Source organism: Acinetobacter sp. KB005, assembly GCF_049949095.1.
GTDB classification, from domain to species: Bacteria; Pseudomonadota; Gammaproteobacteria; order Pseudomonadales; family Moraxellaceae; genus Acinetobacter; species Acinetobacter calcoaceticus.
Genome location: NZ_CP188191.1, coordinates 3612230 through 3636539, shown reverse-complemented (window position 1 = coordinate 3636539; position 24310 = coordinate 3612230). Strand labels below are relative to the sequence as shown.

Genomic DNA, 24310 nt, shown 5'->3' with positions numbered 1-24310 from the left:
GAAATTCATATAAGGAGGGGGAAGTTTATGGATGAGGATTTAATTAGAGATTTAGAGAATCAACGTTTCCAAGCGATCTTAAACAAAGACTACTTAACTTTTCGGAATTTATGTCATTCAAGTCTTCATTACATGCATAGTAATGGTATTGCAGATAACTTGGATAGTTATATTCAGAAGTGTGAGACAAATTTTTATCAATATCAATGGATAAAACATCCAATTGATAAAATTGAGTTTTTTAATAATTGTGCATTTGTATTTGGTGAGATGCAAGCTGAGTTATTAATCAACAGTATTCCTAAGCAGCTCGATAATAAAACTCTAACTATATGGATTAAAGATCAAACTTCTTGGAAATTTTATGCCTTTCAACCTACATCAAAAGCATAAAATTTATATATTGTTAAGGAAACTAGAAAATGGATATTTGTTTCAAAGACCAGAATGTTGTTATTACTGGCGCTGCACAAGGCATTGGTAAAGCAACAGCTCACCTATTTATCAAATTGAAAGCGAATGTTTTTCTTATAGATTTTGATTTGGATGGGCTACAGCAAATTAAAAATGAGGTTCATGGTTTTGAAGGGAAAATAGAAATTTTCCAATGTGATTTAACCAGCTCTGAACAAACTAATCGTGTTTTAGATAATGTCATTATGTTGGCTAACAACAGAGTTGATGTCTTAGTTAACAATGTTGGTTCTGGAGCTGTTCGGTTATTTGATGATTTAACCGATCAAGATTGGGAAAATACCATGAACTTAAATTTCATGAGTTATGTTCGCACGTGTCGTAAAATTTTGCCGGTAATGAGAGCACAAGAAAAAGGTGTAATTATTAACAATGCATCTGATCTTGCCCGTCAACCTGAAGCATGTCCTATAGACTATTCTGCTTCTAAAGCAGCTGTATTGGCTTTAACAAAAGGTCTAGCAAGAAGTGAAGGGCCTAAAATTAGAATTAATGCTGTAGCTCCTGGCCCTATATGGACTCCGTTTTGGACAAAGCCGGGGGGATTCGCTGATACATTAAGCACTATTCATAAACTCCCCCCACAGGAAGCTGTTGAGTTCGAAATGAGAAATCGTCACCTTCCTCTTGAGAGATTAGGCACTCCTGAGGAAGTCGCTAACGTGATTATATTCTTATCTTCAGAATATGCCTCTTTTGTGACCTCAAGTGTGTGGGGTGTTGATGGAGGTAGTATTAGATCTATTATTTAATACTCAATAAAATAAAGGCCAACTTAAAGTTGGCCTTTATTTTGAATTAATTAATAAACCAATGGGTTACCACCAATATTCTAACTGAACCCCAAAATTAGAACCGTTTGATTGATGCACAAATTCTCCATATGGATTTAAAACATCACGAGTTTTTTGTTCAGCATCATTCCACAAAGCATACGTATAATAGACTCTTAATTCTGGACGATCATAATATTTAGTGCCATTAAAAGACCAAGTTGGTGCAAAGGTAATTTTGGTAAGATTACGTGTTTCATTACCTTCTTTGATTTCATCATAACCAACCTCTGCCGAAATTTTGAAATGATCATGAAATATATAAGAAGCTCTAGATCCCACTGATAACCAATCGACATCATCTTGGTGATCAAATTTATTCTTTTGGTAGACCAATTGCGCTTGACCATTAAATAGCTGGTTATCTGACTCCCAATCCAAAATATCCATTACTCGAAAGGCATTATTGCTTTTATCTAAATCAGTCTTACCGGTATAGCTCAGTCCAGTTCCTGGTCCTTCCCCATATTGTAATACAAAAGTATTTTTGCCATTTAATATATGAGCGGTTGTATCTTGTAGTGTTAGTGCCCACCCATTTTGTTCAGCATCTATGACAGAAAGCCCTACATTTAATGTATTAGAGGGGGTAATCTTGATATCACCAATTGTTAGATCATGTCGATTAGCATATTCTTTTTGAAAGACATTATCTTTTCGAGAGAAGACATAGCTTAAAGAAAAGTCTTTAAGTTTATATTTATCAATTCCGAAACCAGTACCACTTTGATTCCAATAATAAAAATCGGTCATATGGCTATCATTACGATTATAGTAGCGACGACCAGCCCAAATATTACCACCATTCAAAAAAGAAATATTTTCCCATTCTAAATAAGCCTGATTAAGCCGTGTAAAGCCATTATCATTATTAAAGGTGAGGGATTGTCCATATGGATTGTATGCTTGCAGCATTCCATTGATACTTATTTTTGATTGATCACTTAATGTAATCAGTTTTTGTTTTGCAAAAATTTCGCCATATTGTTCACATTCATTTCCCAAGCGATATTTGGAAGGGGCTCCTGTTAATTGAAAGCATTCTTGTGTATTACCATTATCAGAGGAACCAATTCCTGTTCTGAGATATCCGTGGGTTTCAAGGGCCATGCTTGCTTGGCTTGAAATAAGTGTAAGTGTTCCTAATATCCATTTGATATTTTTCATAAAAAGTCCTTTTTATGGGTGAGTTTGGCTACCTCCATTTAAGATATAAAAATGGAGGTAGGTTTTTGGTTCTAAACTTAGTTAAACGTTAGTTGGGAGGATTTCCTTCATAGGCATTTTGCAGCAATGCACGAATTGCATTCTTTTCAATAGGCTTAGGATTCCAATAAGGATTTGCTAGAGCAATTTCTGTGGCTTTATCCAGATCTGGTTCGGTGAGGCCTAAATCTTTTAGTGAAAGTGGGCCTTCTAAAGTTTTAATTAACTCGAATAATGCGTTAGCGGCAGTACTGTCATTCGCTCCCAAAGCTCTTTTAATTCGATTCATTGCCTCTGGAGCAGATTCTTCGTTATAAGCAATTGCATGAGCGAGCACTACAGTATGAGTAGGGGCATGAGGCAAATTGAAACTTCCACCTAATGTATGGCAAAGCTTATGATGTATTGCCATTCCTACATTACCAAGGACATATCCGCACAGCCAAGCGCCATAAAGACATAGGCTACGTGCTTCAATATCTAGTGAATCATTTTTTAATTTTTTCAGACCTTCTGCTAGAGCGCGAATTCCTTCTTCTGCTAACAATGACATAATAGGATTGCCATTTTGGGCATAAAGTCCTTCAGCCGCGTGTGCAATAGCGTTGATACCACTAGTGATAGACATTTCTAATGGTAAGCTTAAGGTTAATTCAGGATCATAGATTACAGTTTTCGGTAGTACTCTTGGATCTTTGCCCGTTTTTTTAATCCCATTTTCAGTTATGCCATATACAGGAGTCATTTCTGAACCGGCATAAGTTGTTGGAATTGCTAAAATAGGGAGGTCATATTCTAATGCAATGGCTTTACCTAAGCCTGTAGTAGAGCCACCGCCTACAGCTATTGCGCAATCCGCTCCTAGTTTTTGAGCTACATCCCGTGCTTCTTTCGCAGATTCCACAGGTACATGCATTACCGCTTTTGCAAAAACTCCAACTGAGTTCTCACCTAAGATAGAAGAAATCTTTTCAGCTAATTCAACTTGTTCTGGAGTACAAAGTACCAATGCCTTTTTTGCGCCTAAAAGATCAATTTCTCGCTGAAGATATTGAATCGAACCTGCTCCAAAAATTACGCGACTTTGTGGAACATCATAGATAAATTCATTTTTCATATGGGTCATCCTTACGGTAATGGAGTGGGTTGATATGCATAAAATAGCCAACTATCATTTTCTTTAATCCAGACAGCTAACGATTTATTTTTAAGATTCTTTTCTGAGTTTCCTGCTCTAAGTTCTGAGTGCATTTCTCCAAATACAAGAGCTAAGTCACCAATAATCTTAATTTTATTAATTGGATGCTTAATCCACTTGTAGTCGTAATAACCGCCGAATAACTTTTCTAAATAAGTTTCTTTAGTATCGGTAATTCCACTTGTATGGGTATACGTCATTTCAGGATGTGCGAGTTTAGCGAAATCTTCATAACGCTTTTCAACGATTGATTGAAAGCGTTCATTCTCTAAGTTTTGGATTAAAATATCGTCCATAGCATCTATATTTTTCTAGAAAGATAGTTCAATCCTAAAGATATTTATAATTTTAAAAATAACGATAAGGAAAAATATATTTTCATAGATGAAAGAATAAATGGTATTTCGAAAGATTATTTCAAAATAGAAATACTGTTTTTTGATTGTTTCTATTTAACTTAATCATGCAGATTCCTATGATGAATGTAAGCAGTGATGTTTCACTAATCAAAGGATGATGAAAATGATTAACTTCGCAGTATTAGGTGTTGGCCGTATTGGCAAAATACATGCTCAAAATGTCCATCAGAATCCAAACTGTACTTTAAAGGTTGTTGCGGATCCATGGATAGAAGGGACTGATCAGTTAGCGAAAGAATTAAACTGCAGTACTGAATATGATTATTTCAAAGCTATTGAAAGAGATGATGTTGATGCAATCTTAATTGGTACACCAACAGAGTTCCATGTTTCTTTAATGTTGCATGCAGTTCGTCTTGGAAAACCAGTATTGTGTGAAAAACCGATTGATAAAGAATTTCAACTCGCACTAGATGCAGTTAAAGAAGTTGAAAAATATAAAGGCCAAGTGATGTTGGCATTTAACCGTCGATTTGACCCAGACACAATAGCGTTAAAAAATGCCATTAATGCGAATGAAATTGGTGATATTCGCCAAGTTATTATTACCAGTCGAGATCCTGGACTTCCTTCTAGAGAGTATTTGAAGAGTTCGGGTGGCATTCTAAAAGATATGACTATTCACGACTTTGATATGGCTAGATTTCTATTAGGAGAAGAGCCAGTTCAGGTTCAAGCAATCGCAAGCCGTTTAGTTGATCCGACTATTGAAGAGTTTGGTGATTATGATTCGGTCATGGTTCTTCTGAAAACTAAATCTGGAAAACAATGTGTGATTAATGGTTCACGCGAGGCTGTATATGGTTTTGATCAACGTCTAGAGGTCTTAGGTTCTAAAGGAATGCTTAGAACTGAAAATCACAAAGAAAATAGCTTACAACGATATTCTTCAACTTATACACAAGCGCAAGAACCCTTACTTAACTTCTTTCTTGAACGACATGCTCTTTCATACAAAATCGAATTAGATAAGTTTATTGATGCGGTAACTAACAATAATTCATTTTGTACAACACCTTTTGATGGTCTCATGGCTTTACATATCGCTCTCTGTGCAGAAGAAGCAGTGCGGACGGGACAAGTAGTTAAAATCAACGATTTAAGGGAAGAAATTAATAACAGTAATGTTGGACTAACTGTTGCCTAATCGGCATTAAAAAAGGATTTTAATCATGGATACAGATATCAGAACTTTTTCACAAATCGTGAAAGAGGAGAAGAAAGTCGTTTCAACAAAAATTGCTTTCTATCTTGTAACAAGCTTATTTTTTATGTGGGGGTTCTCACATAGTCTTTTAGATGTACTAAATAAACATTTTCAAGATCTATTGCATATTTCACATGGTGAATCAGCATTTATTCAAACAGCTTATTTTAGTGCATATTTTTTGATTGCTTTGCCGATCGGTATGTTTATGCAGCGTTTCGGATATAAGGCTGGTGTAATCGTAGGTTTGGCTTTATTTGCACTTGGCGCTCTATTATTTCTACCTGCTGGATATATTGGAACCTTTAGTGCATTTTTATCAGCTATTTTTGTTTTAGCTTGTGGTCTTGCCTGTTTGGAAGTTGGGGCAAATTTATATGCGGCAGAACTTGGTGATCCTTCTACTGCTGCTCAACGCCTGACGTTAGCCCAAGGGTTTAATGGTTTAGGAGGCTTTTTTGGACCAATCGTTGGTGGGGCAGTTTTCTTTGCTCCTACTGGCCATTTCTTGGGAATTGAACTGGAGCCAACTTCATTAACATATGTAGCTTTAGCAATTGTTGTTTTCATCTTATTACTAGTTTTTGTAAAAGCAAAACTTCCTGTAATTGAATACCAAAAAGATGAAACACAAATTAGTCCTACTTCTAACCTTCAATTATTTAAAGTTGGTAGTTTCCGAGGGGCATTGCTTGCACAATTCTGTTATGTAGGCGCTTATTTTGCGATTGGTGCATTCTTTATTAATTTCGCTCTTGATCATTGGCAAGGTTTAACTACCCAAAAAGCTGCCTATATTTTATCTATTGGAATGCTAGCTTATATGATTGGGCGTTTCGGTGGTTCATTAATAATGAGATTTATTGATGCACGTAAATTGATGGTCTTTAATTGCCTAATGAGTATTATCTTGTGTGGTATTGCAATGACTGGTACAGAAATGGTTTCTATATTCGCCGTTGTTTCAATCTACTTATTTATGTCGACCATGTATCCAACTATCTTTGCTATGGGAGTAAGAAACTTAGGAACTAAGACAAAGTTAGCAGGTTCAATTTTAGTAATGATGTTAATTGGTGGTGCTGTAATACCTGTTGTTATGGGATATATGTCAGATATGTTCGGTACAGCCATCGCATTTATTGTACCTCTTGTTTGCTTCTTAGTCATAGGTATGTATGGCATAAGCCAAAAAAGCAAATAATTACATTAAGTAAATTAGATAGTAAGGGCACTTTAATAAGTGCTCTTTTTATTTGACTAAAAAACATAAATTAATATGAGTTTTTATCTCTAGGAGAGCTATATATTTAAGCTTTTGTAGAATTTTTTTCTACAATTTGGCAATTTTTAGTGTGTTTATCCTACTCAAAAGTCTCCATACAATAACTTTATTCTAAATCTACATGGTGATAAAGATGAATACCCAAAATATTGAATTACTTGCTGCTTATTGGACAGTTGCTGGTGATATATACCCTATGGGACCAACAGAAGTTAGCCCATTTTCTTTTAAAGATCGTGTTGAGGCTGCTGCAAAAGCTGGTTTCAAAGGTATGGGGTTTGTGCATGGGGGGCTAATGCCGAATGTTGATGAATTGGGCTATGAGCAAATGCGTGAAATTTTAAGGCAGAATGGAATTCAACATATTGAATTAGAGTTTCTTGTCGATTGGTATCAAATAGGTGAGCGCCGTCGACAATCGGATAAAGTACGTAGAGAATTACTTGAAGCTGCAAAGAGTTTAGGTGCTCGTGCTATTAAAGTCGGCCCTGGGATTGGCGAAGATATTGCTGATGTAGAACTTATGGCACGTGAGTTAAAACAGTTAGCACAGGAAGCTGCTGAGCATAATACTTCTATCGTTTTAGAGATTATGCCTTTTAGTAATATTAGAACTATTGGAACTGCACTATCAATTATAGAGGCCACTAATGAACCAAACGCTGGACTTTTATTAGATATTTGGCACTTATCTCGTGGGGGGATTTCATATGATGAAATTGCAAATATTCCCCCACATTTTATTAAATCTATTGAATTGAATGATGCTGATCGTTATCCAATCCAACCATTATGGCAAGATACAATCCATCGAAGACGCTTACCAGGCGAAGGTTATTTAGATGTGCCTTCATTTATTAAGGCTGTACAGGCAACTGGTTATAATGGGCCTTGGGGCTTGGAAGTACTTTCGGAAGTACAACGTAAACTCCCACTAGATAAAATGGCAAATGATGCATTCAAAGCTACGATTGCTCAGTTCGGTTAGTTCTTAATAAAACTTAAGACGATATTACCTACTTTACTGGATTCCTTGATATCAAGATTTTGAGTACACAAAGAATAATTACCAGTGAATTTTTTATGTATTTAATATTTACCAATAGGAAAATTCATAAATATTGCTTTTATGAATTTTCCTTCGCGCCTGTAATGACCGTAATTTAAATGCAAAGATGCTAAAAGTTGTTAAGGCAACTTTTAGCAGAATAAATTAATATTAATAAAGTAGAAGTTTATTCTATTTATATATAATAAAAACAATGTGTTATGTCTTAATTATTTGCTTGGGAAAATAATATATTTATTGGTGAATTTTATTCTACAGATAGTCTACTTTAGGTTTGTTTATCAACTTTTATCTTAATAGTAGAGTTGTTTTTTTATTTTGTAGAACCTTCTTATGACTGCAATTTCGGTACTTGATCTGGTTATGATGGGAGAGGGCAAGAATTTTTCCGACTCATTAAATGATATTACTATGCTTGCTAAACATGTCGAGCAATGTGGCTACAATCGATTTTGGATTGCTGAACATCATAATATGCCTGGGATAGCTTCTTCTGCTACAACAATTATTATGAGCCATTTAGCTTCACAGACTTCTTCATTAAGAATTGGTTCGGGTGGCATTATGATGCCCAATCATTCACCGCTCATAATTGCTGAGCAATTTGCTACATTAAATACATTATTCCCCAATAGGATTGATCTAGGCTTAGGAAGAGCGCCTGGTACAAATAGCCTCACAGTCCAAGCGATTCGTGGAACAAATATAACTTCTCGTGAATTGCAAGATGACGTGGTTACTCTACAAGATTACTTATTAGACAATCGAGTGCAACCAGTGCGCTCAATTCCAGAAAAACAAAATATACCTATGTGGATATTAGGCTCTGGTTTATATGGTGCTGATCTGGCGGCCAAAATGGGATTGCCTTTTGCATTTGCTTCACATTTTGCACCCTTTTACCTTGAGCAGGCAATATCACATTATAAAGAAAACTTTAAACCAAGTGCTTACTTGGAAAAGCCTTATGTAATGGTTGGTGTTAATGTATTTGCAGCAGATACATATGAGGAAGCACAGTATATCGCTAGCTCGCATCGTCAGTGGGTAGTCAATCGTAATTCTGGACAATCAGGTTTATTACCTAAGCCAGTGGAAAACTATATAAGTAAAATATCAAAAGAACAGATCCACGCAATGGAAGCTGAACTTACCTATACAGCTATTGGTAATAAGGAAGAAGTAGGTGCTTGGTTACAGCGTTTCATTAATTTTACGGGGGCTGACGAATTGATGATTGATGCAAGAATTTATGATCCTGTTGCACGTTGTCGTTCGTATCAACTAGCTGCCGAGTCTATTAATTTAACGTAGAATTCCGAAATATCCTTCGGAAGCCTTTAGGATCAGTTCATCAACGATCATACGAACTTTAGGTATAAGATGCTTTGTTCTCGGCCAGAGAATATGAAGCTCTGAAGGTAGTGGACTATAGTCTTCTAATAATAGTTTTAGAGTACCATTAGCAAGATATGAATTGACCATGGTTTCTGGGAATTGGGCTATTCCTATGCTACCAATACATGATTGTAATAAAGCATCTCCATCACTCACCTGATGGGAGTTCTGCGAAATATATTTGATCTCATCACCAGTTGGAGAGCATAACTTCCAAGCTAAAGGGGAGCCTCTCCGATACCCCATAATACAATGATGATTTTTTAGATCATCAGGAGAAATAGGTTCTCCATATTTTTCTATGTATTCTGGGGTCGCACATAAATAAAGGCGTTGACTACTAAGATATCGAGAAATTAACTCATCTGTATCTTGTAGTTCACCTAAGCGCAGAACAAGATCAAGCCCTTCTTCAAGTGGATCAATAAAACGGTCATTGAAAGTAAGCGTAAAACGGAGATCTGGATATTTTTTTGCAATTTCAATTAATAGAGGCATCATAAGACCTCTACCAAATGATATCGGCATATCAATTCTTACTTCACCAGAAGGCTTATCTTGACGTCTACTCAAGCTGTTTTCAGCTGCATCAAGAATTTCTAAGGCAGAAAGACAACTGACTAAGTAGGCTTCTCCATCACTGGTTAAGCTAAGCTTTCTTGTTGAGCGATGGAATAGACGAGTACCAAGTCTATCTTCAAGGCGTGCGATACTTTTGCCTACAGCTGATTTGGTAATTCCAAGTTTATCTGCAGCCTCAGTGAAGCTTTTGGATTTAGCTGTAATAACAAAATTGGTAATCCCTTTTAAAGATTCAACTGAGACAAAATTAGACATATTGTTGACTCTTAATAGTTAAGTGAAGTTCTACCAATAAGAGCTTTATAGTACCAGTTCATATGTATTGAGGTTAATAACTAGCTTGTACATTCCGTCAAATATATGGTGATAAGATTGACATTGATATGTAACCTCAGAATTCTGTAACCTTTGCATTTTCTAAAAAGGTTACGCCTTGAAAGCCTTGCCCTGTAAGTTTGTAACCCCAGTAACCTTTGTAACCTCTAAAATTTAGCTGTTTCTTAAATTAAAGTGAGAAGATAGGTATTGATATAAAGCTACAACAAAGACAGTAGAAGTATTTTTGTATCATGGCTTGTATCATTAATATAATTTAATTTATTAAATAGTTGTTTATCAGTAAGTTATGATTATGTTTGGTATTGGATATACCTACCAAGACATTAAAGTCATATAAACTCGAATAGCTTTACATGACTGAAAAAGCCCTAAACTATAATGGTTTAGGGCTTTTTTTATTGGTTTGTATAAACTTATAAAAGCACTACAGGCATATTCAAGAAAGGTGTTAAAGGTGCTTAGAATAAAAGAGTGTATTTTGAATAGCGAATAGAGATAATACAGTGAACCGATGAGATTGATAGGATAGTTGAAAATGGCTAAAGACTGGATGTTCAAAGGTTTTCTTGGGGATGCTACACCGGATGACGAAATACGTGCTTGCATAAATCAGGGCAAGTTTATGATCGAAATTGCAGAAAAAATAAAAAATAATGAGTTGTTAACTGAGTGGGAAAGGGAGTGGGCTGTAGGTATTGTGAAGGCTAGAGGTAAGGACCAAATAATAAATCCAACAAAATATATTTCTAAAGAAGAGAATGGAGCTCCCGCAGATCCTAGGAGGTATGAGGCGGTTCTAAGATATTATTGCTATCTAAAAATTCTAAAGGTCCAAAGAAGAGCGATTGAATTAGTTTGTTATTCCTATGAAGATATAACACCAGATAATTTAAAAAGTTGGATAAAACAAGAACGAGAAGCTGGGCAGCCAATTAAAAGGCAAGCCGATGGTATGGTTATTAATAATCCAGAAAGTATCATCATTAGTTATGAAAAAATAAAAGGGAAAAAGTAAAAAAAGTTTTTCCCTATTTTCTAAAACTACTATGTGAATAATTAAGTACATCCCTGTTAAATTCTAAAGGATGTATTTAGATGTTGAATAAAATTAAACAACCCAGAAAAATTGCTTCAGACTCAGTAAAGCCAAACTTTAAAACACTGTTAGATTTGCTAAATTCAATTTTGAAAATCATTCGTATTTTGCTTGAACTCATCAACATTTTATTTCTTTGGATTTAAAATACTTTGCGACACAGTTAGACGTATTACTTAACTTAATATCTTTATATATGAACTATTTTAGTTTAAATTCAGGTAGCTAAGTCTAGGTTAGCTACCGAAAGTCAGATACCCAATCTGATTGACTTAGCTCTTTCTAAATGGGAATTTTGTGCTGTGGGAGGCATGATGTATAACGATCATAATAATTGTTCTAGCTATTCAGAATATGCTGAATGGCTAAGGCTATCTGATATTCTAAATGAATGGTGTAAAGCAGATAGAACATGCCGAGAAGTCAAGCAACTTGCTATTCTTGGGGCTTGTGAGAATGGTGAAATAGCGTATACAAGAAGTGATGGCAAAACCTTTGATGACCCAGTTATAGATCTTCAAGGACGTGGGATACTTTTAATTAATAAAAGCTCATTTAATGAGTGGAAAATGAAAATAGAACAAAAAGAAAAAGTACCAATTCAAAAAAAAGTTGGAACAAACTTATTAGATTTCATAAATAATTTAGATGATGAATATATAAGCGTCGGAGACACTATTGATGCTATACATAAACATATTGGTTTGGATCAAGATATTAGTAAAGCTGTACAAATTTTAAATCTTGCTATTGGACAAGCTTTTACTCCTCCAAGGATCTATAAAAAAGATGATTTTAAAGGATGGATGCCTGTAATTTTGAAAAATGAATACAGTGGTGATTTTTTAGAATCTCCTAATCCACATAACCAAGCTAAACTAGAAATTATCCATTATTTAGTTAATAAAAATATGGAAGAAAGGGAAAGAAATAAATGGGAGTTAGAAGATGATCTACTGTTCTAAAGGATTAAAAACAAAAGATAATAATACTTTTTCATTTAAGAAATCTGAATTATTAGTAGTGTTACAAGCAATTGATAGTAGCTTTAACTTTGATTGTGGGGAAAGTAATTATATTAAGGAGCCGGAGAGCAATAATTTATCGCTTAATAACCTGCCTCATCACATCAAAGTATTAGCAATGAATGACTATTTCACTGTTGTAGAGTCAGCTTGCTTTATATCATTGGATGAACCCGAGAAAATACAATCGTACCTTGATAATGATGATTACACATATAATGCATGGAACTATGGTGGGCATATTCAGGCTGTAAAAGTAATTGAAGGCGGTATTAAAGCAAAACAATTAATTATAGATAGTGACGGCTTGATACCAAGAGCTTTATTGCAAAAATTTCTATTTGATCGAGATTGTATTATTGATGGCTTTAATAAAGATTTAAAGGAAAGATCAAATACTAATTTTTCAGATCACAAAACTGAGGTGAAAAGTAATGAAATTCAAAGGCTCAAAGCAGAACTTAGTGAGAAAACTAAACAATTAGAATCAATTCTAATCCAAACTAATAAGGACGAATCCAAACTAAGCAGTACTAGAGCTGAGAATAATGTGGCTAAATTAATTCTTGTATTAGCAAAAATGGCTAATATTGATGTTAGTAAGCCTTATGCAAACTATGAATCATTAAAAGTCACTGCTGAATTGTTAGGTATTGAGCGATTTCCAAGTGATGAGAATGTTGCATCATGGCTAAAAAAGGCAAACGCTCAAAATCCTAACTAGGATATAACCTCATCCTAACTAGGATTAATAAATAAAATCATAAACATACTAGCTCTACAACATAAACCTATGTGGAGCTAAATAAATGCAATTAAACCGAGTTATCTGCCATCAAGTTGGTGAACTATCAAGTATTAAGCGTAATGCTTTAGGTAAGCCTATTTTAAATGATCCAATTTTCTCTAAAGGGGATAAAGTGGTGGTAGATATTTCAAACCCTCATGCTTTACGCCGTGCTCTTTTAGACTATACAGAACAAGTAATTCATCTTAAAACTCAGAATCAGTTTTTAGAGCGAACGATCGACACCATTACTCAAACACCTACAGGAGTGAAATTTCAGCAAGTATGCAAAATCTTGAATATTAAAAGACAAATATTAGCTAGCTGGCTGCGGGAACATAATTGGGATCGTCACCTTAACAATGTGCGTACTTCAACTTACTATAGTCAGTCACGTGGTTATTGTGAAACCAAATATGAGAAAGTTGTTCGGGTTCGCCCTAATGGTGATCAGTATACTTTCACTATGATAGAGTTTTTCATCCTTCCTAAGGGGATGAGTATCTTGGTTAAAGCTTTTAGTAAGGATGTCTAAGATAATGAGTTTTAAAGGTGCTTAATAATCAATATAAGGTACCGTGAATGAGTGGGAAACTCTTAAAAAAGAGTTTCCACCATTTAAAGATACGGAATAGCACTTTTGTCACAGCAATATTATTAATAAGAGTTAATTATTTCATTAAAATCATTAAAACTTTTTAATAGGGAGGTTTTTATCATATTAGCTTTTAAACCTTTTTCTTTATCAAAAATTCCTATAGCGTAATCTTGACCTATATAACCTTCTTCCTCATTGAGCAAAGAAATAATATAGTTTTTTGCTTTTTTAATCTGTTCAAATTGAAATATTTCTTTCATTTCAATAAATATTCTAGTTATTGAATTAATAAGTTCGTTCAATACCGTGAAAACACAAAATGTTTCCTCTTTTAAGGATAACCTTTCTTTAACGGGGCCCCAACTATCATAATTTTTAATTAGATCATCTCTATTGAAATGAAATTTTGAAGAAACAGTGGGTTCATCTGAATTATTCCTTGAATATTCTAAAGAGAATTTTAAGCTGGGTGTGCTGCAATGTTGAATATAGTTTCTTAATTTGTAGCAGAAAGAATATGAAAAATTATTATCGAATTCATCTTTCTGAATTTTTTTAAAGAAATTAATTTCATTTGATTCTTCACCAAACTCTCTTTTTATACTAGTTTCAAGATGTTCCAACATAGTTTTAAATGCCGCTAATATATTTATTAAACCTCTGTTAAATATCCTATTGATTTTTATAAAATTAATACTTGCAATGTGTGATTCCTCAATCTTTATATCTTTTACAAATGAAGAAAGATCATCATTAAAAGAATTATAATTTTCTTGAATGCAATAAAATAAAAAAAATCTTTCATCAAATTTTCTTAAAATATTTTCATAGTTTTCAATTAACTTGATACTTGTTGCATTTAGTTCTTTAATCTCACACATATCTTTATCTTTAAAACTATATAATTTTAAAGTTTTGTTCATGCCTAAACCCTTGTTTTAACGAATTTAAATTTATTATACATGATTTTTTATTGACATTATTCTTGTAATAGAATTTATAAATTTATTTATTTTTTCGAAATTTTTTATTAAAATGATTCCATCAACTCGATATCTTTAGAGAATATTAAAGAAAGTTTTAATATATCACTCAAAGTTTATATTATATTGGATAAAAGCAATTTATAAGACTAAATATCTTCAATCATCCCTTTAAAAAGAGCGAAATTTGTTCACTCATTTATAAATCCCTATTTAACAATCATTTATTCATTATTTATCCTTACTTTTTAATGATCTAATTTAAAACAAATTTCATTTGCTTGACTGCAAAAGGGTAGAGCACTGTCCTTTGCCTGCCTGCATTGAGCATCCCCCTTATAAACACCTAGAATCCAGAACTTCACCTTATTTTATAAATAAAATAAATATATATATTAGAAAACTTGATTAATTTTATTTTTCGTATACAATGAACTTAACTAGAAAAAGTCATGTTTGGTAAATCTTCTCTAAGTACCGCAGTATTAGTCATAATCCTTCGTTTTTTTCAGATTTTCAGCTCCATTCTTTATTATTTCGATGTTACTCATAACCAATAAAATGGTTTAAATTTTTAAAAAAACTAGGATGTATTATGTCTAATTCAAATATCATGAAAGGTACTGTTAAGTGGTTTAACGAAGCTAAAGGTTTCGGTTTTATCCAACCAGAATCAGGACCAGACGTTTTTGCTCATTTTAGCGAAATCGCTAACTCAGGTTTCAGAACTCTTGCTGAAGGTCAACGTGTTGAATTCAGTGTTGCACAAGGCCAAAAAGGCCCAAATGCTGTAAATATTGTTGCTCTATAAATAATTATAAGCAGTCATAAATGAAAAGCACTAATGAGTGCTTTTCACTTTAAATTAATTTTAAAATTATTTTAAGATTATAAGTAAATTTTAATTTAGGATATAAATTGTTAAAAATAAATGATTTAATTGCAAAATCTAAAAATGGTACAGAAATTTTAGTGTCTTTAATTCCTCTAAATAGAATACAAAATACACGTGAAGGTTTTAAAACTGTTGAAGTTGGTAAAAGAGTTCTTCTTTCCTCTGGAATTGAAGTTGATTTAAATTTAGATGGTCGCACCTTTTATGCGTCTATAAATCAACTATTTAAATTAGATTATAGAGTTAGTTAAAACTCAGCTTGCTATTGGATATTTAGGCGGGTCCATTATTTCTGCCATAATTTTATTAGGATATCGTCATGCTTAAACAAAATATCAGTGTCAAAGACCAGTTTGGAATTAAATACGTCATTCAGGCAACAGTAGATAATTATTTCGCTAATACTCAATGTTTTTCTAATTTAAAATACATTACAGTTGAAGGTGAAGATATACGACCGGGTTTTGAAATGTTTTTTCAAAGTACTCTAAGTGGTAAAATTTTTAAAATTGATAAAATAAATTAATCTATCAACGCAGTATATTTATCGTTGCAGGATAGCGTTCTTTTAAAAATAGAAAACCCTCATAGCTTTAGGGCATATTGCAAATACTCAATTACACAATAACTTTAATAATAAAGCGCAGGTGGCGGAAGCCGCACTAGCGCATTTCTAGTTTCCTAAACCCCTATATCTCAAAATTCCGCAACTTTATAAACCCCAATTTAACAATAACTTATTCATTATTTAACCTTACTTTTTAATGATCTAATTTAAAGCAAATGTCATTTTGTGTGCTTGACTGCAACAAATGTGAAGCTTATCCTTTGCCTGCTGGCCACATTGCCAGCCGGCTTTGACAGGCTGAATATTATCTCCCGCATCAGAGTTATTTCTTCTGAGGAATAGCCTTGTGTGGTGTACCACTCGTTCCCTCCCGTAGCGGTAGGACGGGAGAGGGACACTTTCGGGTGTGCTAGTTTGAGATAATACTAGTCTGTCAACCTTCTTCCGTTCTGCCACCATAATTCTATAAATGTCTGGCAGGACTCCCAATAAAAAGGAGTTGGCTTTGCACATTCTTAATTTCTTGGCAGCCTTTGCCAAAAGCTATAACGACACAACTTAAAAATTTAAAGCAGCTTGATGACCTTTAAGGTTCTCAGGCTTTAAGTCATTACGACTCAAAAAACTTGCATTAACAATAAAACTTGAGATGTGCCAAGCACAGTCTTTATGGCTTTGCTATGCCTTTTTTTCTCCCAAAAAAGGGTGGCGGATTTTGTATCTCATTCATATACAAAAAAATTTAATTTATAACGGTAAAACTATGCCAAATTTAGTTCTCCCAACGCGTGCTATTCAAGTCATTCATACGTCGATTCATTTATTTCACCATCACGGATTTCATACGGTTGGGGTCGACAGAATTGTGAAAGAGTCTGAAATTCCAAAAGCGACTTTTTATCATTATTTTCACTCTAAAGAGCGGTTTATTGAAATCTGTTTGACTGTGCAGAAAGAACGGCTAAAAGAAAAAGTGATTTCAATTGCTGAGTGCGCTAACCACACAAGCGCGATTGATAAACTCAAGGCACTTTATTTCTTACATACCGATTTAGAGGGGCACTACTATTTATTATTTAAAGCCATTTTTGAAACGAAACTGACCTATCCAAAAGCCTACCAAACCGCAGTGAGGTATAGAACTTGGCTAATCAATGAAATCTACAGTCAGCTTAGATTGCTAAAAACTGATGTTTCATTTCAAGATGCCAAACTATTTCTATATATGATTGAAGGCGCAATTATTCAGCTTTTAAGCTCAGATGTGGCAATCGAGCGAGAGAAGGTGCTAGATTGTTTTTTGATGGGGATGAAAAACGCATAGCAGCATGTGATTGAAAAACTAAATTATAAAGCTTCAGTGATCGTTAGAAAAATGTTGCTTTAACGAGTCTAAGAAAAGCTCAACCTTTTTTGGAATTTTTGATCCATAAGGGGTGGTTGCATAAAAATGAAGTTTTGATGAAAAGATGTCTTGTGAGCAATTAATAATAACTCCGTCGTCTTCATATTTCTTTGCTAAAAAATCAGGTATAAATAAAATACTTTGATTTTTCTTGCATAAATCTAACAGGATTTCGATATTGTTGCAGATCAGTTGAGGGTGTGAATTAATAATTTTGTTTTTTAAATCTGACCCTGAATATAATAATATATTATGTTTTCTTAATTCCTCTATACTTTTAGGTTTTCCATGCTTATTTAAAAAAGTAGATGTTGCATAGAAATTTCTTTTATAGGTGTCTAGAATAAAAATATTTTCTTCTTTAATGTCTTCTTCAATTTTTAAAACAATATCAAATTTACTTTCATTGATATCTATTGTTTTTTCTGAAAATAAGAGGTCAATTTCTATGTTCGGATATTGAATTAGAAAATTAGAAATAATATCTGAAAAGCAAGTTTGAATAAAAGCATGAGGAGCGTTGATTTTTAATATACCCTCAGGGTACTTTTGATCATATATAAAGTCATTAGCGGCTAAATCTAGCTCTTCAACAATGACTTTACAACGTTGATAGAACTTCTCTCCTGAGCGGGTGAGGTCCATTTTTCGGGTATTACGAGTAAACAATGATGTACTAAATAGACTTTCTAAATAAAAAATTCTTTTAGAAACCTGATCTCTGCTGATTCCTAAATTTCTAGAGGCATTACTAAAATTTCCATTTTCGACAACGCTGATAAAAGTATTAATACAGTCTAGTTTATCCATTAAATTTTGAAAGGCTAAGTTGGCGTGTCGCTAAACTATATTATGATCTTATGGTTATCAATCATTGTATCTTTTAAGGATACAGTTTGTATTTAAATAAATATCTAGTAGTTTACATTTATTTTTGATTTTATATAGCCTAATGGTTTGTTTTGTTTTTGGTGGTAAGTGATATAAATAATATTTTATATATTTAAATTAAAATTAACTATTCTTGAGAATATTAATATGCACTTTAAAGAGTTAATTTTATATTTTTTAATTGATATTTTTAGTGTTTTATAAATTCATTGGGTATTAGAAAATTGAAATATCAATGAGGTAAATAGATGAGTGACTTGATTAATAATAATCCTGTATGGGTGAAAAAGATTTTATCAATTCATGGGTTGCTTCCACTTCTAAGAGTTGCATTAGTTTCGGCTTATTTAGTGGGGGGGATTAATAAATTCATAGGGTTTCATCTGGCAATTGAGGAGCAAGCAAGTTTTGGTTTACAGCCTGCTTGGCTCTGGGCAGCTACAGCGATTGTTATTGAAATTGTTGGTTCGCTCTTGGTTATTTTTAATCGGTTTGTCTGGCTAGGGGCTGGAGCTTTAGGCTGTCTAACCGCAATAGCGATGCTTGTTGCAAACGATTTTTGGAATCATACAGGTCCAGCATTCTTTAGTACGTTTAATAGTTTCTTTGAACACCTTGGTCTCATCGCTGCATTGGTTATGGTCACCATTCTTTCTAATCAAAAAACGAAGTCACAATAAGTTATAGCACCCAAAATAAACAGGAGTCTTTTATGCGTAAATCCTTATCAGCCTTGCTTTTAAGCACAATGCTAGTGGGCACAAATGTTGCCTTTGTTCCTCAAGTTTTAGCCAAAACAACAACGAGTGTAAAAAGTGAAGCGCCCGGTGTAGCCCCTCAATACGATACAACGCATGTTTATGTGAACCCCGAAGACTTTGATAAATTTACCGATAGCTTAGTGGCGACTTTTGGGGGAACGAAATCTAAACAGGGCGTTTTTCAGGTGACTCCAACACCAAGCCAGACCATGTCTCAACTTGTCTTGACTCCAGTTGGAACACTGTCTGTATTTGGTTTTAAAACTCCGGTTCCATATCCTTTTGGTTTGGAGCGAACAGGCTATTTAGTCAAAGATATAGATGCAGCCGTACAAGCAGCTAAAGCAAACGGTGCAGATGTGATTGTAGATGCATTTCCAGACCCAATCGGGCGTGATGTGGTCATTCAATGGCCGGGTGGCGTGAATATGCAGCTTTATTGGCACACGACTAAACCTAACTATAACAAGTTAGAAACTGTTCCAGAAAATCGTATTTATATTTCAAAACAAAGTACTGACTCTTTTGTTAAAAAGTTCGTCAATTTCTCGCACGGTAAAGTGGTTTCAGATAATCCAAAGGCTGCTGGTGTAGAAATTGGACGACCAAATGAAACGTATAGACGTATTCGCGTTGAATCTGATTTTGGCAAAATGACAGTGTTGGTCACCGATGGTCATCTTCCTTATCCATATGGGCATGATATGACGGGTTATGAAGTCAAAAATTTATCTGAGACTTTAGATAAAGCGACAAAAGCTGGTGTGACAGTTCTGGTCAATGCCTATAAATCAGAGGGTCGTGAGGCAGCGATGGTGCAGTTCCCAGGTGGTTATATTGCCGAAATTCATGCACCCATAAAGTAATTTATTGGCTTAAATGTTGATAGAAAACAACGTTCATATTGTCCAAGGGCAATGTGAGCGAAAAAGACTAAGTCTCTGCAATGACCTATTTATTACCATGGATAACAAGATGGCCCCGCATATTTCTAATCATAGAAACTATCGAATTAAGTGCTCAGAAACTTACCTTAAAATAATTAAAATGAGTTTATTGCTAACGGGTAGTTTATTTCTTTATGAATTTGCTCATGCAGAAAATGAAGTTTCAAATACAAATGTATGTCCAACTCGTCCAAAAATCTCAAACAATCGTTGGCAAGAAAATTGGGATGTTTTAAAAAATCCGTGTGTACCAAAGAAAATAGGAGACGACTTCAAATATATACCTTTTGGCGATAATAATTATTTGTCATTGGGTGCAAATATTCGCGAGCGTTTTGAAGTCAATAATAATGCGAGATTTGGCAGTGGAAATAATCAAGCAGATCGTTATTTAATTCAAAGATTACAAGTTCATGCAGATGCACGTATTGGCGATCATTTACAATTATTTACTCAGCTAAGCGATGCACGAGCGTTTGATAAAAAGAATATTGCAAGTACAGATCAGAATAGACTTGATGTGGAACAAGCTTTTATTGCGTGGGTGAGTCCTCTAAATAATGGAACTTTTAAATTTAGAGTAGGGCGTCAAGAAATGGCTTTTGACTTACAGCGCTTTATTTCGAATCGAGAAGGTCCAAACGTTAGGCAAGCCTTTGATGGAATTTGGTCAGGTTATGAATATGGCGATTGGAGAGTTTTAGGTTATCTCACCAGACCCGTTCAAATTGAAAAAGATTCAAATTTTAATGACCACTCGAAACGAAATTTAAGTTTTAGCGGTTTTCGCGTTGATAAACAAAATGTGTGGGGCGGTGAGTTATCGGGTTACTACTCGCGTTATGAGCGAGATAATGCATCTTTTACAAGTGTTAAGGGTAATGAGATTCGAGACTTATATGATGTTCGTCATATGGGTAAACAGAACAATATCGATTGGGATGTTGAGGGTATGCTTCAACATGGAAGGATTGGAGCGCAATCTATTCAGGCATGGGGACTCAGTAGCATTACAGGATACACTTTTGCTGAGCAAGCTTGGTCGCCGCGTTTAGGCGTCCAGTTTGATATTGCCACAGGCGATAAAAGTGCCAACGATAATGAACTCAATACCTTTAACCAGCTTTTTGCAAATGGCTCATATTTTACTTTGGCGGGTTATAGTGGCTACAGCAATATTATTCATATCAAACCGTCTCTGACACTTAAGCCTTCCGATAAACTCACTCTGTTAAGTGCATTAGGTTTTCAATGGCGTGAAACCACCCACGATGCGATTTATTTCCAAGGTAATAACAGCATGGCGAACACCGCAGGACAAGGTTCAAGCTGGACGGGGGCATATATTCAACTAAGAGCAGATCAAAAAATAAATTCTAATTTGTCTGTGGCTGCCGAAGGAGTTCACTTTGAAGTTGGAGATACGATTAAGAGAGCAGGAGGCAAAGACTCAAATTATTTAGGACTTGAACTTAAATATGGCTGGTAAAACTAAAAGAGTAAAAATATGAGCACAGATTTAAAGCAAACTAAAATTGGACATTATCAAAATCTAGACATTGAACTCGTGACTTGGGATTGCACCACGGCCGAAGTTGATCTTTCTTGTGCTTGTATCTTTGAACATGAAATGAATAACCGTCCTTTTTCGGGCGGTTTGGCACATTTAGATGACGCTCTAAATGGAAGACTAAATGAAATACGGAAAAATAACTGGTTCAGCGCGAATTTGAATGATGCTCTTTTAATAAATCAAACTCCCTCAACAATACAAGCTTCTAAAGTTTTATTGATAGGAATGGGTGCGCCAGAAGATTTTACGTTAGAGAAAATAGGGGCTGCGATAAAAACTGCTGTGAAAACAGCGCATCAACTGGAACTAAAAAGTGTGGCATTTGCGCCGAGTATTTTAGATACAGGTCTTAACCCTCCCGCTGGTTTAAATGAACTCATGCTAAGAAGCTTAAAAGAAGAATTAGACAGACATAATCAGCTTTATTTGCAAAATTTAGTCAAAAAGTCTGAAATTGAAAGGTGGGTATTTGATGCGGGTTTTCAAAATTATGACGTTAAGGCTGAACAATATAGAACGTCTTTTGCCAAAATTTTTACTGAAGATTAATTCTTGTTTTTAAAGTGAATTCGGTAAAGAGGTATAAAAGAAACACGTTTTAACTTAACTGCATCAACCTGAATGATGCAGTTAAATGATAAATTTTAAGAAATTTCTAAAATTTTTTGGGCGATATATAAATCTTGTATAGATAACCCTGAGCTATCATAAATTGTGATTTGTTCCTGAGATTGCCTTCCTTGGGTGTTTGCTAAAAGTACATCACCGATATTTATTAAAGTTGCAGATTCAGGTGCATGCTGGAATTCACCAATGACTTTAGACTGAGTATTAAGATCACAGAATAAACCACTCTGTGAAAATAATTCTGGAGGAAGTTCTTGTTTGCCTTGTTTATCAGACCCCATCGATGAAATATGAGTACCAGCTTTGACCCATTCTGCTTTAAAAAGAGGGGTTTGAGAGGAAGTTGCTGTCACAATAATATCCGCTTGTTTACAGGCTTCTTTTGCACTCGTAATTTTAATCTCAATCCCTAACTTTTTTAGGTCTTCTGCCATTGTTTCAGCTTTATTTTGGTCGCGTCCTACAATCAAAACCTGATCGAAGTTTCTAATTCTCGCTAATGCCTCGCATTCATATTTGGCCTGATTTCCCGTACCAAATATGGCTAATACTTTTGAATCTTTTCTTGCTAGTAGATTGGTTGCAACAGCATTAGAAGCCGCTGTACGGAAGGCATTTACTTTGCCTGCTTCGATGGCTGCCGCCATTTTTCCATTGGCTTGATTAAATAATAAAATGAGCGCGTTATGGCGTGGTAAACCATTTTTAGGGTTATCTTCCCAAAAAGAACCGACTTTAAGACCAGCTAAGTGCTGATTAGCAGATGATTTAATACTAAAGGTATTTTTTGTATCAGACGCTTGACCATGAACCACAGGAAAACTTTTAGTGTCGGGTTGAGTTGCAGCAATTAAAGCTTCGTAAATTGCATCATAAGCGAGTTCATGATTGATGAGAGCAGAAGATTCAGACTCAGAAATAAATCTCATAGCCATCTCCAAAAGTTGATGTTTAAATTAAGACGTGAACAGTTCGAGAGACGAGTAGCTTGTAATGTCTATCCATGACGCTTTAACTGACATCATAGATAGACATCGACTTTTATTAAGCTGATAAAAACTCTACATATTTAGAAATATCGAGATTCCCACCACTAATAATGATGCCTATACGTTTGCCTTTTAACTCATGTTTCAAATTACGCGCAGCAGCAAATCCAAGGCATCCTGTCGGTTCAACCACCATCTTCATTCTTTCAGCAAAGAACTTCATACAGCTAATGAGGTCTTCATCTTCTACTGTCAAAATGTCATCTACATTCTTTTGAATAATAGGAAAAGTTAGTTTGCCTAAATATTGAGTTTGAGCACCGTCGGCAATGGTTTGGGGCGTATCAATATGAACAATTTCTCCTTTTCTAAAGGACATTTGCCCATCATTTCCTAGAGCAGGTTCAACACCATATATTTTACAGTTCGGAGAGAGTTGACGAGCAGATAAGGCAGAGCCAGCCAATAAGCCACCGCCACCTAAACATACAAAGAGGTAATCCAACTCACCAACCTCTTCAAATAGCTCTTTTGCAGCAGTTCCTTGACCTGCAATCACATGCGGATGGTCATAAGATGGAATTAATGTCAGACCATTTTTTTCGGCAATCTCTTTTCCAATTTGTTCTCGATCTTCTGTATAACGATCAAATTCAACAATATTGCCGCCGTATTCTCGTGTCGCTGCCATTTTTGCAGCAGGAGCATCTTTGGGCATGATGATTGTTGCAGGGATGCCAAGGATTTTTGCTGACAGTGCAATCGCTTGAGCATGATTTCCCGAAGAGAAAGCAACCACACCAGCTTTTTTTTGCGCCTCATCGAACTGTGCAAGCGCATTCATTGCACCACGAAATTTGAAAGCACCAACACGCTGAAAATTCTCACATTTAAAGAATACTTCTGCTTCAAATTCATTGTTAACAGTACGTGAAGTTAAAACAGGGGTTTTATTTGCAAAACCTTTAATACGCTCAGCAGCGGCTGCGACATCTTCATAAGTTGGAAGGGTTAAATTTTTCATAATTAAACCTAATTCTATTCAATGTTTTCGGATGCAAGATTTCGTATTGCTCAAGCAATTCACAATATATTGACCTTGTTTAGATAAAATATATATATTTAGATAAAATGTCTAATTTTATTTTCTGATGT

The 24310-nt window shown here is 34.6% G+C and carries 26 protein-coding genes; 18 read left to right on the top strand and 8 right to left on the bottom strand.

The window, feature by feature from the left end:
• Window positions 1–27: 27 nt before the first annotated feature.
• Complete coding sequence (locus ACPF64_RS17410; RefSeq protein ID WP_426454801.1) at window positions 28–393, top strand: nuclear transport factor 2 family protein; 366 nt, start codon at window positions 28–30, stop codon at window positions 391–393.
• A 29-nt stretch (window positions 394–422) separates the two neighbouring features.
• A complete protein-coding gene (locus tag ACPF64_RS17405; RefSeq protein WP_424612230.1) occupies window positions 423–1226 on the top strand; it encodes an SDR family NAD(P)-dependent oxidoreductase in 804 nt (267 codons plus the stop codon).
• A gap of 66 nt (window positions 1227–1292) precedes the next feature.
• Here ACPF64_RS17405 and ACPF64_RS17400 read toward each other — a convergent pair whose 3' ends face one another.
• From ACPF64_RS17400 to ACPF64_RS17390, 3 genes are all read right to left on the bottom strand, one after another.
• On the bottom strand, window positions 1293–2474 hold the full coding sequence (locus ACPF64_RS17400; RefSeq protein ID WP_045125784.1) for a maltoporin: 1182 nt from the start codon (window positions 2472–2474) through the stop codon (window positions 1293–1295).
• Window positions 2475–2562: 88 nt separating this feature from the next.
• Complete coding sequence (locus tag ACPF64_RS17395) at window positions 2563–3630, bottom strand: maleylacetate reductase (protein ID WP_045125783.1); 1068 nt, start codon at window positions 3628–3630, stop codon at window positions 2563–2565.
• An 11-nt stretch (window positions 3631–3641) separates the two neighbouring features.
• Entirely contained in the window at window positions 3642–4007 is a 366-nt protein-coding gene (locus tag ACPF64_RS17390) for a nuclear transport factor 2 family protein (protein WP_424613928.1), read from the bottom strand.
• Window positions 4008–4233: 226 nt separating this feature from the next.
• Between ACPF64_RS17390 and iolG the strand changes: the two genes are divergently transcribed.
• From iolG to ACPF64_RS17370, 4 genes are all read left to right on the top strand, one after another.
• A complete protein-coding gene (iolG, locus tag ACPF64_RS17385; protein WP_205468728.1) occupies window positions 4234–5277 on the top strand; it encodes an inositol 2-dehydrogenase in 1044 nt (347 codons plus the stop codon).
• Between the two features lie 25 nt (window positions 5278–5302).
• Entirely contained in the window at window positions 5303–6541 is a 1239-nt protein-coding gene (locus ACPF64_RS17380; protein WP_045125780.1) for an MFS transporter, read from the top strand.
• Between the two features lie 214 nt (window positions 6542–6755).
• Entirely contained in the window at window positions 6756–7610 is an 855-nt protein-coding gene (locus ACPF64_RS17375) for a sugar phosphate isomerase/epimerase family protein (protein WP_045125779.1), read from the top strand.
• A 414-nt stretch (window positions 7611–8024) separates the two neighbouring features.
• Window positions 8025–9005: an LLM class flavin-dependent oxidoreductase gene (locus tag ACPF64_RS17370; RefSeq protein ID WP_045125778.1), complete on the top strand. Its 981-nt coding sequence runs from the start codon at window positions 8025–8027 to the stop codon at window positions 9003–9005.
• Here ACPF64_RS17370 and ACPF64_RS17365 read toward each other — a convergent pair.
• Entirely contained in the window at window positions 8997–9926 is a 930-nt protein-coding gene (locus ACPF64_RS17365; RefSeq protein WP_424612103.1) for a LysR family transcriptional regulator, read from the bottom strand. The genes ACPF64_RS17370 and ACPF64_RS17365 overlap by 9 nt on opposite strands.
• A gap of 619 nt (window positions 9927–10545) precedes the next feature.
• On the opposite strand from ACPF64_RS17365, the gene ACPF64_RS17360 reads away from it, so the two are divergent.
• The 4 genes from ACPF64_RS17360 to ACPF64_RS17345 all read left to right on the top strand — a co-directional run bounded on the left by ACPF64_RS17360 (window position 10546) and on the right by ACPF64_RS17345 (window position 13453).
• Entirely contained in the window at window positions 10546–11025 is a 480-nt protein-coding gene (locus ACPF64_RS17360) for a hypothetical protein (RefSeq protein WP_426454796.1), read from the top strand.
• 392 nt (window positions 11026–11417) lie between these two features.
• On the top strand, window positions 11418–12071 hold the full coding sequence (locus ACPF64_RS17355) for a hypothetical protein (RefSeq protein ID WP_426454794.1): 654 nt from the start codon (window positions 11418–11420) through the stop codon (window positions 12069–12071).
• Window positions 12055–12855 carry a hypothetical protein gene (locus ACPF64_RS17350; protein WP_426454792.1) on the top strand — a complete coding sequence of 267 codons (801 nt, stop codon included), beginning with the start codon at window positions 12055–12057 and terminating at the stop codon, window positions 12853–12855. The genes ACPF64_RS17355 and ACPF64_RS17350 overlap by 17 nt, the downstream gene beginning before the upstream one ends.
• 85 nt (window positions 12856–12940) lie before the next feature.
• Window positions 12941–13453, top strand: a complete 513-nt coding sequence (locus ACPF64_RS17345) for a phage antirepressor KilAC domain-containing protein (protein WP_426454790.1) — start codon at window positions 12941–12943, stop codon at window positions 13451–13453.
• A gap of 122 nt (window positions 13454–13575) precedes the next feature.
• Here ACPF64_RS17345 and ACPF64_RS17340 read toward each other — a convergent pair whose 3' ends face one another.
• Complete coding sequence (locus ACPF64_RS17340) at window positions 13576–14439, bottom strand: hypothetical protein (protein ID WP_426454788.1); 864 nt, start codon at window positions 14437–14439, stop codon at window positions 13576–13578.
• Window positions 14440–15094: 655 nt separating this feature from the next.
• Between ACPF64_RS17340 and ACPF64_RS17335 the strand changes: the two genes are divergently transcribed.
• The 4 genes from ACPF64_RS17335 to ACPF64_RS17320 all read left to right on the top strand — a co-directional run bounded on the left by ACPF64_RS17335 (window position 15095) and on the right by ACPF64_RS17320 (window position 17286).
• Window positions 15095–15310 (top strand): cold-shock protein, encoded by a 216-nt coding sequence (locus tag ACPF64_RS17335; protein ID WP_003650532.1) that lies wholly within the window; start codon window positions 15095–15097, stop codon window positions 15308–15310.
• Between the two features lie 107 nt (window positions 15311–15417).
• The gene (locus tag ACPF64_RS17330) at window positions 15418–15645 is read left to right on the top strand and encodes a hypothetical protein (protein WP_003650533.1); all 228 of its coding nucleotides are present in this window, start codon (window positions 15418–15420) and stop codon (window positions 15643–15645) included.
• A gap of 68 nt (window positions 15646–15713) precedes the next feature.
• Window positions 15714–15920 carry a hypothetical protein gene (locus tag ACPF64_RS17325; protein WP_004643550.1) on the top strand — a complete coding sequence of 69 codons (207 nt, stop codon included), beginning with the start codon at window positions 15714–15716 and terminating at the stop codon, window positions 15918–15920.
• A gap of 805 nt (window positions 15921–16725) precedes the next feature.
• Window positions 16726–17286, top strand: coding sequence for a TetR/AcrR family transcriptional regulator (locus ACPF64_RS17320; protein ID WP_426454785.1), 561 nt, complete (start codon window positions 16726–16728; stop codon window positions 17284–17286).
• Between the two features lie 33 nt (window positions 17287–17319).
• On the opposite strand, the gene ACPF64_RS17315 is transcribed toward ACPF64_RS17320, so the two are convergent.
• Window positions 17320–18177, bottom strand: coding sequence for a LysR family transcriptional regulator (locus tag ACPF64_RS17315; RefSeq protein ID WP_426454783.1), 858 nt, complete (start codon window positions 18175–18177; stop codon window positions 17320–17322).
• A gap of 329 nt (window positions 18178–18506) precedes the next feature.
• Here ACPF64_RS17315 and ACPF64_RS17310 point away from each other — a divergent pair, with 329 nt between their 5' ends.
• The 4 genes from ACPF64_RS17310 to ACPF64_RS17295 all read left to right on the top strand — a co-directional run bounded on the left by ACPF64_RS17310 (window position 18507) and on the right by ACPF64_RS17295 (window position 22088).
• On the top strand, window positions 18507–18938 hold the full coding sequence (locus ACPF64_RS17310; protein ID WP_198079677.1) for a DoxX family protein: 432 nt from the start codon (window positions 18507–18509) through the stop codon (window positions 18936–18938).
• Window positions 18939–18970: 32 nt separating this feature from the next.
• Window positions 18971–19885, top strand: a complete 915-nt coding sequence (locus tag ACPF64_RS17305; protein WP_426454781.1) for a glyoxalase — start codon at window positions 18971–18973, stop codon at window positions 19883–19885.
• Window positions 19886–19994: 109 nt separating this feature from the next.
• Entirely contained in the window at window positions 19995–21455 is a 1461-nt protein-coding gene (locus tag ACPF64_RS17300) for an alginate export family protein (RefSeq protein WP_426454779.1), read from the top strand.
• A gap of 18 nt (window positions 21456–21473) precedes the next feature.
• Window positions 21474–22088 (top strand): M17 family peptidase N-terminal domain-containing protein, encoded by a 615-nt coding sequence (locus ACPF64_RS17295; protein ID WP_426454777.1) that lies wholly within the window; start codon window positions 21474–21476, stop codon window positions 22086–22088.
• A 95-nt stretch (window positions 22089–22183) separates the two neighbouring features.
• On the opposite strand, the gene ACPF64_RS17290 is transcribed toward ACPF64_RS17295, so the two are convergent.
• A complete protein-coding gene (locus tag ACPF64_RS17290; protein ID WP_426454775.1) occupies window positions 22184–23095 on the bottom strand; it encodes an ornithine cyclodeaminase family protein in 912 nt (303 codons plus the stop codon).
• Window positions 23096–23210: 115 nt separating this feature from the next.
• Window positions 23211–24179: a threo-3-hydroxy-L-aspartate ammonia-lyase gene (locus ACPF64_RS17285; RefSeq protein WP_426454773.1), complete on the bottom strand. Its 969-nt coding sequence runs from the start codon at window positions 24177–24179 to the stop codon at window positions 23211–23213.
• Window positions 24180–24310: the final 131 nt, after the last annotated feature.

Excerpts from the sequence above, each read along its gene's own strand:
- ACPF64_RS17360 (WP_426454796.1), top strand. The coding sequence starts at position 10,546 with ATGGCTAAAGACTGGATGTTCAAAGGTTTTCTTGGGGATGCTACACCG.
- ACPF64_RS17310 (WP_198079677.1), top strand. The coding sequence starts at position 18,507 with ATGAGTGACTTGATTAATAATAATCCTGTATGGGTGAAAAAGATTTTA.
- ACPF64_RS17370 (WP_045125778.1), top strand. The coding sequence starts at position 8,025 with ATGACTGCAATTTCGGTACTTGATCTGGTTATGATGGGAGAGGGCAAG.
- ACPF64_RS17380 (WP_045125780.1), top strand. The coding sequence starts at position 5,303 with ATGGATACAGATATCAGAACTTTTTCACAAATCGTGAAAGAGGAGAAG.
- ACPF64_RS17410 (WP_426454801.1), top strand. The coding sequence starts at position 28 with ATGGATGAGGATTTAATTAGAGATTTAGAGAATCAACGTTTCCAAGCG.
- ACPF64_RS17295 (WP_426454777.1), top strand. The coding sequence starts at position 21,474 with ATGAGCACAGATTTAAAGCAAACTAAAATTGGACATTATCAAAATCTA.
- ACPF64_RS17290 (WP_426454775.1), bottom strand. The coding sequence starts at position 23,095 with ATGAGATTTATTTCTGAGTCTGAATCTTCTGCTCTCATCAATCATGAA.
- ACPF64_RS17375 (WP_045125779.1), top strand. The coding sequence starts at position 6,756 with ATGAATACCCAAAATATTGAATTACTTGCTGCTTATTGGACAGTTGCT.
- iolG (WP_205468728.1), top strand. The coding sequence starts at position 4,234 with ATGATTAACTTCGCAGTATTAGGTGTTGGCCGTATTGGCAAAATACAT.
- ACPF64_RS17335 (WP_003650532.1), top strand. The coding sequence starts at position 15,095 with ATGTCTAATTCAAATATCATGAAAGGTACTGTTAAGTGGTTTAACGAA.
- ACPF64_RS17315 (WP_426454783.1), bottom strand. The coding sequence starts at position 18,177 with ATGGATAAACTAGACTGTATTAATACTTTTATCAGCGTTGTCGAAAAT.
- ACPF64_RS17340 (WP_426454788.1), bottom strand. The coding sequence starts at position 14,439 with ATGAACAAAACTTTAAAATTATATAGTTTTAAAGATAAAGATATGTGT.
- ACPF64_RS17285 (WP_426454773.1), bottom strand. The coding sequence starts at position 24,179 with ATGAAAAATTTAACCCTTCCAACTTATGAAGATGTCGCAGCCGCTGCT.
- ACPF64_RS17395 (WP_045125783.1), bottom strand. The coding sequence starts at position 3,630 with ATGAAAAATGAATTTATCTATGATGTTCCACAAAGTCGCGTAATTTTT.
- ACPF64_RS17305 (WP_426454781.1), top strand. The coding sequence starts at position 18,971 with ATGCGTAAATCCTTATCAGCCTTGCTTTTAAGCACAATGCTAGTGGGC.
- ACPF64_RS17320 (WP_426454785.1), top strand. The coding sequence starts at position 16,726 with ATGCCAAATTTAGTTCTCCCAACGCGTGCTATTCAAGTCATTCATACG.
- ACPF64_RS17355 (WP_426454794.1), top strand. The coding sequence starts at position 11,418 with ATGATGTATAACGATCATAATAATTGTTCTAGCTATTCAGAATATGCT.
- ACPF64_RS17390 (WP_424613928.1), bottom strand. The coding sequence starts at position 4,007 with ATGGACGATATTTTAATCCAAAACTTAGAGAATGAACGCTTTCAATCA.
- ACPF64_RS17365 (WP_424612103.1), bottom strand. The coding sequence starts at position 9,926 with ATGTCTAATTTTGTCTCAGTTGAATCTTTAAAAGGGATTACCAATTTT.
- ACPF64_RS17325 (WP_004643550.1), top strand. The coding sequence starts at position 15,714 with ATGCTTAAACAAAATATCAGTGTCAAAGACCAGTTTGGAATTAAATAC.
- ACPF64_RS17300 (WP_426454779.1), top strand. The coding sequence starts at position 19,995 with ATGGCCCCGCATATTTCTAATCATAGAAACTATCGAATTAAGTGCTCA.
- ACPF64_RS17405 (WP_424612230.1), top strand. The coding sequence starts at position 423 with ATGGATATTTGTTTCAAAGACCAGAATGTTGTTATTACTGGCGCTGCA.
- ACPF64_RS17345 (WP_426454790.1), top strand. The coding sequence starts at position 12,941 with ATGCAATTAAACCGAGTTATCTGCCATCAAGTTGGTGAACTATCAAGT.
- ACPF64_RS17350 (WP_426454792.1), top strand. The coding sequence starts at position 12,055 with ATGATCTACTGTTCTAAAGGATTAAAAACAAAAGATAATAATACTTTT.
- ACPF64_RS17400 (WP_045125784.1), bottom strand. The coding sequence starts at position 2,474 with ATGAAAAATATCAAATGGATATTAGGAACACTTACACTTATTTCAAGC.